The following is a 12,825-nucleotide window of genomic DNA, read 5'->3' as shown; positions in this document are numbered from 1 at the left end:
GCCCGTCACCGGCCGGAACGCCATGCCATCGGTGTTATACCGTCAGGTATTTGCGGACCTCCTGCTCGTCCAGGCCGCTGCGCGGACCGGACAGCATCACCTCGCCGCGCTCCATCACCACCCAGTCGTCGGCAAGGTCGCGGGCGAAGTCGAAATACTGCTCGACCAGCAGAATCGCCATGGTGCCCTTGTCGCGCAGGTATGAGATGGCGCGGCCGATGTCCTTGATGATCGACGGCTGGATGCCCTCGGTCGGTTCGTCCAGCACCAGCAGGCGCGGGCGCGTCACCAAGGCGCGGCCGATGGCGAGTTGCTGCTGCTGGCCGCCCGACAGGTCGCCACCGCGGCGCTCCAGCATGGATTTCAGCACCGGAAACAACTCGAACACTTCGTCGGGGATCGAGCGCTGGGCGCGCGGCAGCGGGGCGTAGCCGGTCAGCAAATTTTCCCGCACCGTCAGCAGCGGGAAGATCTCGCGCCCCTGCGGCACATAGGCGATGCCGCGCCGCGCCCGGTCGGCCGGCGCCATCTTCGTCACGTCGGCGCCGTCCCAGCCGATGGATCCGCCGGACACCGGCTTCAACCCGACGATGGCGCGCAGCAGACTGGATTTGCCGACGCCGTTGCGGCCGACCAGACAGGTGACCTTGCCGATTTCGGCCTTCATGGAAACGCTGCGCAGGGCCTGGGCGGCGCCGTAATGCAGATCGAGGGAACGAACGTCCAACATGCTGGGGTCTCCCGTCAGCGGCCGAGATAGGTGTCGATGACCTGTTGGTTGGCGCTGACCGCGTCCAGCGAGCCTTCAGCCAGCACCGAACCTTCGGCCAGCACCGTCACCTTGACGCCCAGCGCACGGACGAAGCTCATGTCATGCTCCACCACGATCACCGAATGCTTGCCGGCGATGCTGCACAGCAGTTCGGCGGTCTGTTCGGTTTCGGCGTCGGTCATGCCGGCGACCGGCTCGTCGACCAGCAGAAGCTTGGGGTCCTGGGCCAGCAGCATGCCGATCTCCAGCCACTGCTTCTGGCCGTGCGACAGGCTGCCGGCCTGCCGGCTGCGCAGGGCGGACAGGCGGGTGATGTCGAGGATCTCCTCGATGCGGGCCCGGTCGTCGCGGCTGATGGCGTAGGTCAGCGTCTTCAGCGGCCGGCGCGGCGCCTTCAGCGCCAGTTCCAGATTGTCCCATACCGTGTGCGGCTCGAAGACGGTCGGGCGCTGGAACTTGCGGCCGATGCCGAGGTTGGCGATGGCCGCCTCGCGCAGGCGGGTCAGGTCGGTGTCGCCCTCGAACAGGATGGTGCCGGTGTCGGGGCGGGTCTTGCCGGTGATGACGTCCATCATTGTCGTCTTGCCGGCGCCATTGGGGCCGATGATTGCCCGCATCTCGCCGGGCATCATCACCAGCGACAGGCCGTTCAGCGCCTTGAAGCCGTCGAAGCTGACCGACACGCCGTCGAGATAGAGGAGGGTCGATTCCGCGCTCATGGATCAGGCTCCCTTCTGGCCAGCGGTCTGGTTTGCGGTTTGGGTGTTGGGAAGGGAAGCGGTCTTGCGGCCGGGCAGCTTGGCCTTCAGCTGCGCGCCCAGACCCAGCAGCCCTTTCGGCAGGAACAGGGTCACCGCCACGAACAGGCCGCCCAGCGCGAACAGCCACAGCTCCGGCAGGGCGCCGGTGAAATAGCTCTTGCCCATGTTGACCAGCACCGCGCCGAGGATGGCGCCGGCCAGCGTGCCGCGCCCGCCGACGGCGACCCAGATCACCGCCTCGATCGAGCTGGCCGGGGCGAACTCCGACGGGTTGATGATGCCGACCTGCGGGACGTAGAGGGCACCGGCCACGCCGGCCATGCAGGCCGACAGCGTCCAGGCGAACAGCTTGTAGCTCTCGGTGTCGTAGCCCATGAAGCGGACGCGGCTCTCGGCGTCGCGCAGCGCCACCAGCACCTTGCCCAGCTTCGAGCCGATGACGCCGGACGCGATCATGTAGGAGAGCGCCAGCGCCGCCACCGTCGCCACGAACAGGGCGACGCGGGTGGTGTCGGCCTGGATGTCGTAGCCGAGGATGTCCTTGAAGTCGGTCAGGCCGTTGTTGCCGCCGAAGCCCATATCGTTGCGGAAGAAGGCCAGCAGCAGGGCGAAGGTCAGCGCCTGGGTGATGATCGACAGGTAGACGCCGGTGACTCGGCTGCGGAAGGCGAACCAGCCGAAGGCGAAGGCCAGCGCGCCCGGCACCACCAGCACCATCAGCGCGGCGAACCAGAAATGGTCGAAGCCCAGCCAGTACCAGGGCAGCTCCTTCCAGTTCAGGAAGACCATGAAGTCGGGCAGGACCGGGTTGCCGTAGACACCGCGCGGGCCGATCTGCCGCATCAGGTACATGCCCATGGCGTAGCCGCCGAGCGCGAAGAAGGCGGCGTGGCCGAGCGACAGGATGCCGCAATAGCCCCACACCAGATCGAGCGCCAGCGCCAGCAGCGCGAAGCACAGGTATTTGCCCAGCAACGAGACGGTGAAGATCGACAGGTGGAAGGGCGAGTCCGCCGGAACCCACAGCGTCATCGCCGGCACGGCCACCGCCAGGAATGCTAGGATCGTCAGCACGATCCCGGCCTTGCGGTCCAGACCCATCAGGAAAAAGCGCAGCAGCATCGGTCAGGCCTCCACCGCGCGGCCCTTCAGCGCGAACAGGCCGCGCGGACGCCGTTGGATGAACAGGATGATGAAGATCAGCACCAGGATCTTGCCCAGCACCGCCCCGGCATAGGGTTCGAGGAACTTGTTCATGGTCCCCAGCGTCAGCGCGCCGACCAGCGTGCCCCACAGGTTGCCCACCCCGCCGAACACCACGACCATGAAGCTGTCGAGGATGTAGCCCTGGCCGAGGTTCGGGCTGACATTGTCGATCTGGCTCAGCGCCACCCCGGCCAGCCCGGCGATGCCGGAGCCGAGGCCGAAGGTCAGCGCATCGACCCGCGCGGTGCGGATGCCCATGGCGTTGGCCATCGGCCGGTTCTGCGTCACCGCCCGGATCGACAGGCCGAACCAGGTGCGCTTCAGCGCCACCAGCAGGGCCGCGAAGACGGCAAAGGCGAAGATGACGATCCACAGCCGGCCGTAGGTGATGGTCAGGCCGCCCAGTTCGAAGGCGCCGGACATCCAGCTGGGCGCGCCGACCTCGCGGTTGGTCGGGCCGAAGATGGAGCGGACCGCCTGCTGGAGCGCCAGCGACAGGCCCCAGGTGGCGAGCAGCGTTTCCAGCGGCCGGCCGTAGAGCCAGCGGATCACGCTGCGCTCGATGACGATGCCGACGCCGCCGGACACGATGAAGGCGGCGGGCAGCGCCACCAGGATCGACAGGTCGAACAGGCCGGGGGCGTGGGCGCGGAAGAACTCCTGCACCAGGAAGGTGGTGTAGGCGCCGATCATCACCATCTCGCCATGGGCCATGTTGATGACGCCCATCACGCCGAAGGTGACGGCAAGGCCGATGGCGGCCAGCAGCAGCACCGAGCCCAACGACAGCCCGTACCAGAGATTTTGCAGGGCGGCCCAGAAGGCCAGCTTCTGCTCCAGGGTGGAGACGGCGGCGGCGGCAGACCGCTTGGTGATGTCGGACGCGCCGGAGCCGGCGACCATGTTCAGCAGAACCAGCGCGTCGCGGTCGCCGCGGGCGGTCAGCGTGTCGGTCGCCGACTGGATTTCGGCGTCGGTCATCTTCGACGCGGCCTCGCCGGTCAGCAGGATGGCGGCGCGCGCCTGTTCCATGGCGGCGCGCACGCTCTTGTCCTGTTCCTTGGCGATGGCGGCGCTCAGCGTCTCCAGCGCGGAGACGTCGCGGCTCTTGAACACCGCATCGGCGGCGGAGCGGCGGACGCCGGCATCGGGGCTCATCAGGGTGAGAGCCCCCAGCGAAGCGCTGATGGCGCGGCGGAGCGAATTGTTGATGCGGATCTTCTCGACCGCGGCGGCCGGCGCATCGCCGAGCGCGGCGCGCGTCAGCGGGTCGGTCAGGGTGAAGGCGTCGCCGGCCTTGCGGGCGACGACGACGGTGCCGTCGGCCTTGCGCACATAGAGGTCGCCGGCCTGGAGTGCCTCGATCACCGGCACGGCGGCCGGGTCGCCGGCTTCCGACAGTTGTGTCAGGGCCTTTTCGGTCCCGGAATAGCCGCCGCTGCCCAGGGCCTGGACGAGCGGGCGCAAATCAATTGCTCGGGGATCGGCGGCAAGGGCGGCGGTCGATGTGGCAACCACCACACAGACGGCCATCAGCCAGCGGAGAGCGCGTCGCATCGGGAGTCCTTCGGTGCAGGGGCGATCCAGGGGCGGTGCGGGAGGAGCGGTGCGGGGGGCTGGAAACGCGAAACGCTTGCCCTCTCCCCTCCCCCGCCCGGCGGGAAAGGGGAAAGGGCAAGCGTCGCAACCACTCAGGTCAGAAAGGACAGGTCAGAGAGGGAACGCGGCCCTCACGACCCCTTGCCGCCGCACTTGCCGGTCTTCACGTTGAAGTTGCCGCAGGACATCGGCTTGCGCCAATCGGCGATCAGGTCCTTGCTGTCCGGCAGGAAGTCCGACCACTCGTCGCCGGGGACGAGGCCCGAGGTCTTGGAGACGACGTCGAACTGGCCGTTCTCCTGCACTTCGCCGATCAGCACCGGCTTGGTGATGTGGTGGTTCGGCAGCATCGCCGAATAGCCGCCGGTCAGGTTGGGCACGGCCACGCCGACCATGGCGTCGATGACCTTGTCCGGCTCGGTGGTGCCGGCCGCCTCGACCGCCTTCACCCACATGTTGAAGCCGATGTAGTGGGCTTCCATCGGGTCGTTGGTGACGCGCTTGTCGTTCTTGGTGTAGGCCTTCCACGACTTGATGAAGTCGGTGTTGGCCGGGATCTCGACCGACTGGAAGTAGTTCCACGCGGCCAGATGACCGAGCAGCGGCTTGGTGTCGATGCCGGCCAGCTCTTCCTCGCCGACCGAGAAGGCGACGACCGGGATATCCTGTGCCTTGACGCCCTGGTTGCCCAGTTCCTTGTAGAAGGGAACGTTGGCATCGCCGTTGATGGTGGAGACCACCGCGGTCTTCTTTCCGGCCGAGCCGAACTTCTTGATGTCCGCCACGATCGACTGCCAGTCGGAATGACCGAACGGCGTGTAGTTGATCATGATGTCCTCGGGCTTGACGCCCTTGCCCTTCAGATAGGCTTCGAGGATCTTGTTGGTCGTGCGCGGATAGACGTAGTCGGTGCCGGCCAGCACCCAGCGCTGGACCTTTTCCTTCGACATCAGATAGTCGACGGCCGGGATCGCCTGCTGGTTCGGCGCGGCGCCGGTGTAGAAGACGTTGCGCGAGGACTCCTCGCCCTCATACTGGACCGGGTAGAAGAGGATGTTGTTCAGCTCCTCGAACACCGGCAGAACCGACTTGCGGCTGACCGAGGTCCAGCAGCCGAACACGGCCGACACCTTGTCCTTGCTGATCAGCTCGCGCGCCTTTTCGGCGAACAGCGGCCAGTTGGAGGCGGGATCGACCACCACCGGCTCCAGCTTCTTGCCCAGCAGGCCGCCCTTCTTGTTCTGCTCGTCGATCAGCATCAGCATGACGTCCTTGAGCGTCGTCTCGCTGATCGCCATCGTGCCGGACAGGGAGTGCAGGATGCCCACCTTGATGGTGTCGTCCGCCGCCTGGGCGGGCATCGCGAAGGATGCCATCGCACCCATGGCCAGACCGGCCAGCGCGCTGATCCCGAAGCTCGACGTCAGTTGCTTGGTCCGCATGAAGTTGCCCCCTTCCTTTGGCGCCCCGGTTGCTCCGGGGCTTCGCCACATCGTCGAAGGAAAAGCTACCGCGCATGCGAAAGGCGGTATCTACGTCAAATGACACATACGGCCACGGCCCCGGCTCCACGGCTGACTTCGCGGCGTTACCTCCTGCGAAGGTTCGGAATAAATCCGCCGCCACGGCGTCCAACCAGTGGATGAGCGCGTGTAACGGCAACAGCCCTCTACGGGTGAGATGGCGATGCAAGGGAGCAACAGTGTGAACAGCAGAGCTGCCGACACCAAATGTCGCTTGCGGATCTGGAATGCCTCGTCGAAGGATACAGCGCACGATCCTTTCCGTTCACGTTCCGGTCCCGTCGCCATGCATGATATCCGCCGCCCGATCTCCCGCCGCTCCGCCGCCCTTTGCATGGTCGGCGGACTGGTCGGCATCGTCCTGAGCGGTCCGGCGCTTGCCGCAGCGGCGAAGGAGGCCGTGCACGCCGCCAAGCCGCCGCTGGTCGCCGGCTGGGCCGCGGCGCTGGAACAGCGTGCGCTGGAGGTGCAGAACGCGCCCAAGGCGACGGCCACCCGCATCGGCTACGGCGCCGTCGTCAAGAAGGGCGACGGTGGCATGGTCGAGAGCGTCGCCCCGGCGATGGACGTGCCCCCTGCCGACGTGCAGCAGGCGCAGGCCCCCACCCTGCCCGGCCTGGAACCGGTGGAGCCGGCGCCGCCGGTGGTCATCTCCGTGCGCTCGCCGCTGGCCGACCGCGTCGGCAAGGTGTCGCGCCGCCTGATCGAGATGGGCTTCCTGTCCGCCGACAAGTGGACCGACAGCTTCAACGACGATGTCGAGACCGCCGTGCGCGCCTTCCAGCTCGCCGAGGGGCTGCAGCCCGACGGCAAGGTCGGCGAGGTGACGCGCCAGGCGATGGATCGCACGCCCGCCCAGACCGTGGCGCTCCTGCGCCGCGCCGCCGCGGCGATGCGGGCGCAGCAGGCCTCCATCCCCGACACCACCATCCTCGTCAACCTGCCCGGCCAGTCCGTCACCCTGATCGAGCATGGCCGCCCGGCCTTCACCATGCGGGCGGTGGTCGGCCGGCCGTCGCGCAAGACGCCGCTGCTCCAGGACAAGGTGACCAGCGTCACCATCAACCCGACCTGGACCGTGCCGCCGACGGTGCTGAGCGAGGACAAGCTGCCGGCCCTGCGCAAGAAGGGCACCACCGGCATCAAGAACGCCGCTGTCTATCTGGACGGGTCGGAGGTCGCCAACACCCAGTCGGTCAACTGGTGGTCGGTCGATCCCGGCCGCGTGCGCATCGTCCAGAGGCCGGGCGACGACAACGCGCTGGGCCGCTTCCGCTTCAATCTGACCAACGGCGACGGCATCTTCCTGCACGGCACCAACGACCCCCGCCTGTTCAGCCGCGACCTGCGCGCCGCCAGCTCCGGCTGCGTGCGGCTGGAGGACGCCCGGATGATGGCGGAGACGCTGCTGGGTGCCGCGAAGGTGACGCCGGCCGGCATCGGCCAGCAACTCGACACCGGGGAGACCAAGACGATCCGGCTGCCGAACGCCATCCCCGTGCGCTTCGTCTACTGGAACGCTTCGGTCGACACCGCCGGCGTGGTACGCGTCCATCCCGACATCTACGAGGATCCGCCCACGCTGGCGACGCCGTCGGGCCAGTCGGGATCTGCGGCACCGGCAATGTCGGGCAACCCGCCGTCGGCCAGCCCGGTGACGCCGGTGTCGACGCCGCGCCCGCTGTCCAAGCCGGCGCCGCTGCCGGTCCCGACCGCCCATGCGCCGACGCCGCTGTCCTCGGCCTCCACCCCGGCCCTGACCAAGCCGCTGCCGACCTCGACCGGCATGTGAGGCCGGCGTGCGGATCGGCCGGATCGATCATTTCGTCCTGACGGTCGCCTCCATCGAGGCGACCTGCGCCTTCTATAGCGACGTGCTGGGGATGGAGGTCGTCACCTTCGCCGGCGGCCGTCGCGCCCTGTCCTTCGGCGCACAGAAGATCAACCTGCACGAAGTCGGACGGGAATTCGAGCCGAAGGCCGCCCACCCCACCGCCGGCAGCGACGACTTCTGCCTGATCGCCGACACGCCGCTGGAGCAGGTGATCGCCGAACTCCAGGCCCGCGGCATCGCCATCGAAGAAGGCCCGGTGAACCGCACGGGCGCCACCGGACCGATCCGCTCCGTCTACATCCGCGATCCCGACGACAATCTGGTCGAGATCGCCAGTTACCTCTGAGGGCCCACTTTCAAGCACGCTGGAAGGATCGAGGGCGCCATGTCGGTTCATCACTCTTCCAAAGGCTACGAAACCGGGGCCACGGCCTATGTGAAAGGCCGCCCCAGCTATCCGGCCGAAGCCGCGGTGTGGCTTCGTGACGTTCTCGGCGTCGGACCCGGTCACAGAACGCTGGAGGTCGGAGCCGGCACCGGCAAATTCGTCGCGGTGCTGAAAGAGTGCGGCGGCGAGATCGTTGCGGTCGAGCCGATCGCCGGCATGCGCGAGCAGCTGGTCCACAGCTTCCCCGACCTGACCGTCCTGGCCGGGACCGCCGAGACCATTCCCCTGCCCGATGGCTCCGTCGATGCGGTGGTTTGCGCGCAGGCGTTTCACTGGTTCGCCACGGCCGCCGCCCTGCAAGAGATGCGCAGGGTCCTGGCGCCGGGCGGCAGATTGGGACTGATCTGGAACGTCCGGGACGAAAGCAGGCCCTGGGTGGCGGCGCTGTCCGCCATCACCGATCCCTGGGAGGCCGGCACCCCGCGCTACCGGACCGGCGACTGGCGCCGGGTGTTCCCGGCACCGGGCTTCGAGGCCATCGACGAGCGCCGTATCCGCCATGCCCATGTCGGAAGCTCGGACGACGTCATCGTCAAGCGCACGCTTTCGGTCAGCTTCATCGCAGCGCTTCCCTCCGACCTGCAGGCGGAGGTCGAACGGGATGTCCGCGCGCTGATCGCGAACACACCGGAACTGGCGGGCGCCACCGAGATCGCCTTTCCCTACGAAACGGCGATGTTCGCCTTCCGCAAGGTCTGACGGCTCCCGGCGACGCCCGACCGATCTCAACGCGTCTGAAGCACGCCCACCGCACCGCGCGCCACCTCGTGCAGGTCGGCTTCGCCGCCGGACTGGACATGGGCGAACAGGCCGGCGCGCATGCGCGGATCCCAGAACTTGCGGATGTGGGTCGCCGTCTCCGTCACCGCTTCCTCATGGGGGTAGGTGGCGAAATGAACGGCGATCTGGTTCGCCATCCGGACCAGATCCTTGGCGTGGTTCGTGTGGCTCATCGGTGTCTCCGGAAGGGGTTGGTGTCAGCGGAACAGGATGACGGTGTCGCGGCGCGACAGCGCACCCAGGGTCAGGTTGGCATTGCGCGCCAGCTCCAGCGCCAGCGCAGTCGGCGCCGAGATGGTCGCCAGCAGCGGGATGCCCACCGCGGCGGTCTTCTGCACCAGTTCGAAGCTGCAACGGCTGGTCATCACCACGAAACCGGTGGCCGGGTCGGCACCCGAGCGCACGACGCCGCCGATCAGCTTGTCCAGCGCGTTGTGGCGACCGACATCCTCGCGGGCCAGACGGATGGCGCCGTCGGGCGCGCACCAGGCGGCGGCATGGACCGAGCGGTTTGCCCGGTTCATCGGCTGATGGTCCGGCAGGGCGCGGAAGGCGGCGGCCACGGCGGCCGGGTCCACCTCCAGCGAGGTCTCGATCTTGCGGGGCTCCCGAACGGCGTGGACAAGACTGTCCACGCCGCACAGGCCACAGCCGCTCCGCCCCTCCATGGAGCGGCTGCGCAGACTTCCGCGCAGGAGCCGCAGGGGATCGACCGTCAGGTTGACGACGAAGCCCAGCGGCGTTTCCCGCACGGCGATGTTCTCGATGTCGGCGGCGGACCCGACGATCTCCTCGGCCAGGCTGAAACCCAGCGCTAAGTCTTCCAGATCGGCGGGGGTCGCCATCATCACGGCATGGGACCGGCCGTTGTATTCGAAAGCGACCGCGGTTTCCTCCGGCACCTGCCATTCGACGTCCGCGCCCTCCTCCATCCCGACACCGGCGGAGAAGCCGGTGCCGGTGACGGCGATGGAGCACATGGCGGTATCGTCAGGACGGATGGACCCAGAAGGCATCGCGGTCATGCTTCCCACTCCTCAGGCCGTCACTCGGCGGCAATCACGTTGGCGGCGGCGATGCGCTTGCGCTCGACGTCGTTCTTCGCGTAGTCAACCTGCCAGTCCGACGGTTGGTTGCTGCGGGCGACCTGCACCGCCGTCACTTTGTATTCGGGGCAGTTGGTCGCCCAGTCCGAATTCTCGGTGGTGATGACGTTGGCCCCGGTCACCGGATGGTGGAAGGTGGTGTAGACGACGCCGGCCGGCATGCGGTCGGAGATGACGGCACGCAGCGTCGTTGCCCCCATACGGCTGGCGAGCGACACCATGTCGCCGTCCTTCACGCCCCGGATCTCGGCGTCCACCGGGTTGATCTCCAGCACATCCTCCGGATGCCAGGCCACGTTGGCGGTGCGGCGGGTCTGGGCACCGACATTGTAGTGGGCGAGGATGCGGCCGGTGGTCAGCACCAGCGGATACATCCGCGTGGTCCGCTCGTCGGTCGGCACATATTCGGTGATCACGAAGCGGCCGAGACCGCGGGCAAAGCTCTCCTCGTGCATGATCGCCATGCCGGTGTCATCGTCCTCGAAGCCGGTGCAGGGCCACTGGACGCTGCCGACGCGGTCGAGCTTCTCGAAGCTGACGCCGCGGAAGGTCGGGGTCAGACGGGCGATCTCGTCCATGATCTCGGACGTGGTCTCGTAGTGCATCGGATAGCCCATCGCCGTCGCCAGCGCACAGGCGACCCAATGCTCGTCCCGGCCCACCTTCGACGGCATCGCCTTGCGGACGCGGTTGATGCGGCGCTCGGCGTTGGTGAAGGTGCCGTCCTTCTCCAGGAAGGAGGTGCCGGGGAAGAAGACGTGGGCGAAGGCCGCCGTCTCGTTCAGGAACAGGTCCTGGACGATGACGATGTCCAGCGATTCCAGGGCCGAGGTGACGTGGTTGGTGTTGGGGTCGGACTGGACGATGTCCTCGCCCTGGACGAACAGGCCGCGGAAGCTGCCGTCATGCGCACTGTCGAACATGTTGGGAATGCGCAGGCCGGGTTCCGGATCCAGCGTGACGCCCCAGGCGGTCTCGAACTCCTGGCGGACGACGTCGTCCGACACATGGCGGTAGCCCGGCAGCTCGTGCGGGAAGGAGCCCATGTCGCAGGAGCCCTGCACGTTGTTCTGGCCGCGCAGCGGGTTCACGCCGACGCCCTCGCGGCCGATGTTGCCGGTCGCCATCGCGAGGTTGGCGATCGCCATCACCGTGCTGGAGCCCTGGCTGTGCTCGGTCACGCCCAGGCCGTAGTAGATCGCGGCGTTGCCGCCGGTGGCATAGAGACGGGCGGCGGCGCGGACCTGATCGGCCGGAACGCCGGTGCGCGATTCCAGATATTCCGGCGAGTTGCGGTGCTCGGCGATGAACGCCTCCCACTTCGCGAACTCCTTGGGATCGCAACGCCCCTCGACGAAGCTGCGGTTGACCAGCCCTTCGGTGACGATGACGTGGGCGATGGCGTTCACCACGGCGACGTTGGTGCCGGGCTGGAGCTGGAGATGGTGCTCGGCCTGGACGTGCGGGCTGCGCACCAGATCGATGCGGCGCGGATCGACGACGATCAGCTTGGCCCCGGCGCGCAGGCGCTTCTTCATGCGCGAGCCGAACACCGGGTGGCCGTCGGTCGGGTTGGCGCCGATGACCAGGATGACGTCGGACTTGTCGACGCTGCGGAAATCCTGGGTGCCGGCCGAGGTGCCGAAGGTCTGCGACAGGCCGTAGCCGGTCGGCGAATGGCAGACGCGGGCGCAGGTGTCGATGTTGTTGGTGCCGAAGGCGGCCCGGATCATCTTCTGGACGACATAGACCTCCTCGTTGGTGCAGCGCGACGAGGTGATGCCGCCGATGGAGCCGCGACCGTACTTGGCCTGCACCGCCTTCAGCCGCTCGGCGGCGTAGGCGACCGCCTCCTCCCACGACACTTCACGCCACGGATCGGTGATCTTCTCGCGCACCATGGGCTTCATGATGCGGTCCTTGTGGGTGGCGTAGCCCCAGGCGAAGCGGCCCTTGACGCAGGAATGGCCCTCGTTGGCGCCGCCGTCCTTCCACGGCGTCATGCGGACCACCGTGGTGCCCTGCAACTCGGCCTTGAAGGAGCAGCCGACGCCGCAATAGGCGCAGGTGGTGATGACGCTGTGCTCGGGCTGGCCGTGCTCGATGATCGACTTCTCGGTCAGGGTCGCGGTCGGGCAGGCCTGAACGCAGGCGCCGCAGGACACGCACTCGCTGTCCATGAAGCTTTCCTTGGCGCCCGGCGACACCGAGGAGGCGAAGCCGCGCCCGTCGATGGTCAGCGCGAAGGTGCCCTGGGTTTCCTGGCAGGCGCGGACGCAGCGCGAGCAGACGATGCACTTGGAAGCGTCGAAGGTGAAGTACGGGTTGCTCTCGTCCTTCGCGGCGGCGCGGTGGTTTTCGCCTTCGAAACCGTACCGGACGTTGCGCAGGCCGACGGCACCCGCCATGTCCTGCAACTCGCAGTCACCGTTGGCGGCGCAGGTCAGGCAGTCGAGCGGATGGTCGGAGATGTACAGCTCCATCACGCCGCGGCGCAGCTTGGCCAGCTTGTCGGTCTGGGTGTGGACCTTCATGCCGGGGGCGACGGGGGTGGTGCAGGACGCCGGGGTGCCGCGGCGCCCCTCGATCTCCACCGCGCAGAGGCGGCAGGAGCCGAAGGGCTCCAGGCTGTCGGTCGCGCACAGCTTCGGCACGGTGATGCCGGCGTCCATCGCGGCGCGCATTACGGAGGTGCCTTCGGGAACGGTGATCGCGCGGCCGTCGATCTCCAGCGTCACCAGGGTCTCGGAGACGCGGGCCGGGGTGCCGTAGTCGGTCTCGTGGATGAGGGTCATC

The 12,825-nt window shown here is 67.8% G+C and carries 11 protein-coding genes; 3 read left to right on the top strand and 8 right to left on the bottom strand.

The features are described from left to right. Positions 1–34: 34 nt before the first annotated feature. The 5 genes from urtE to urtA all read right to left on the bottom strand — a co-directional run bounded on the left by urtE (position 35) and on the right by urtA (position 5,723). Positions 35–730, bottom strand: a complete 696-nt coding sequence (urtE, locus tag ABNQ40_RS14985; RefSeq protein ID WP_109048892.1) for an urea ABC transporter ATP-binding subunit UrtE — start codon at positions 728–730, stop codon at positions 35–37. Positions 731–744: 14 nt separating this feature from the next. After that, a complete protein-coding gene (urtD, locus tag ABNQ40_RS14980) occupies positions 745–1,491 on the bottom strand; it encodes an urea ABC transporter ATP-binding protein UrtD (RefSeq protein ID WP_098737146.1) in 747 nt (248 codons plus the stop codon). A gap of 3 nt (positions 1,492–1,494) precedes the next feature. Beyond that, on the bottom strand, positions 1,495–2,655 hold the full coding sequence (gene urtC / locus ABNQ40_RS14975; RefSeq protein ID WP_109048891.1) for an urea ABC transporter permease subunit UrtC: 1,161 nt from the start codon (positions 2,653–2,655) through the stop codon (positions 1,495–1,497). Positions 2,656–2,658: 3 nt separating this feature from the next. Continuing rightward, positions 2,659–4,296: an urea ABC transporter permease subunit UrtB gene (gene urtB, locus ABNQ40_RS14970; RefSeq protein WP_109048890.1), complete on the bottom strand. Its 1,638-nt coding sequence runs from the start codon at positions 4,294–4,296 to the stop codon at positions 2,659–2,661. 173 nt (positions 4,297–4,469) lie between these two features. Then, a complete protein-coding gene (gene urtA, locus ABNQ40_RS14965; protein ID WP_247880171.1) occupies positions 4,470–5,723 on the bottom strand; it encodes an urea ABC transporter substrate-binding protein in 1,254 nt (417 codons plus the stop codon). Positions 5,724–6,147: 424 nt separating this feature from the next. Between urtA and ABNQ40_RS14960 the strand changes: the two genes are divergently transcribed. Genes ABNQ40_RS14960 through ABNQ40_RS14950 form a run of 3 tightly spaced genes read left to right on the top strand, consistent with a single transcriptional unit; the run spans position 6,148 to position 8,842 of the window. Next, the gene (locus ABNQ40_RS14960) at positions 6,148–7,653 is read left to right on the top strand and encodes a L,D-transpeptidase family protein (RefSeq protein WP_109048888.1); all 1,506 of its coding nucleotides are present in this window, start codon (positions 6,148–6,150) and stop codon (positions 7,651–7,653) included. A 7-nt stretch (positions 7,654–7,660) separates the two neighbouring features. Next, positions 7,661–8,041: a VOC family protein gene (locus ABNQ40_RS14955; protein WP_109048887.1), complete on the top strand. Its 381-nt coding sequence runs from the start codon at positions 7,661–7,663 to the stop codon at positions 8,039–8,041. Positions 8,042–8,080: 39 nt separating this feature from the next. Next, entirely contained in the window at positions 8,081–8,842 is a 762-nt protein-coding gene (locus tag ABNQ40_RS14950; RefSeq protein ID WP_109048886.1) for a class I SAM-dependent methyltransferase, read from the top strand. Between the two features lie 26 nt (positions 8,843–8,868). Here ABNQ40_RS14950 and ABNQ40_RS14945 read toward each other — a convergent pair whose 3' ends face one another. Genes ABNQ40_RS14945 through fdhF form a run of 3 tightly spaced genes read right to left on the bottom strand, consistent with a single transcriptional unit; the run spans position 8,869 to position 12,824 of the window. Further along, the gene (locus ABNQ40_RS14945; protein WP_098737153.1) at positions 8,869–9,096 is read right to left on the bottom strand and encodes a formate dehydrogenase subunit delta; all 228 of its coding nucleotides are present in this window, start codon (positions 9,094–9,096) and stop codon (positions 8,869–8,871) included. A 24-nt stretch (positions 9,097–9,120) separates the two neighbouring features. Then, entirely contained in the window at positions 9,121–9,948 is an 828-nt protein-coding gene (gene fdhD / locus ABNQ40_RS14940) for a formate dehydrogenase accessory sulfurtransferase FdhD (RefSeq protein ID WP_109048885.1), read from the bottom strand. Positions 9,949–9,968: 20 nt separating this feature from the next. After that, positions 9,969–12,824 (bottom strand): formate dehydrogenase subunit alpha, encoded by a 2,856-nt coding sequence (gene fdhF / locus ABNQ40_RS14935; protein ID WP_109048884.1) that lies wholly within the window; start codon positions 12,822–12,824, stop codon positions 9,969–9,971. Position 12,825: the final 1 nt, after the last annotated feature.

Origin of the sequence: Azospirillum sp. A23, from assembly GCF_042938965.1 — a bacterium.
In the GTDB taxonomy this organism is placed as follows: Bacteria; Pseudomonadota; Alphaproteobacteria; order Azospirillales; family Azospirillaceae; genus Azospirillum; species Azospirillum melinis.
Note: the sequence above shows the minus strand (reverse complement) of the source record. Positions and strands in the feature narration are given on the sequence as shown.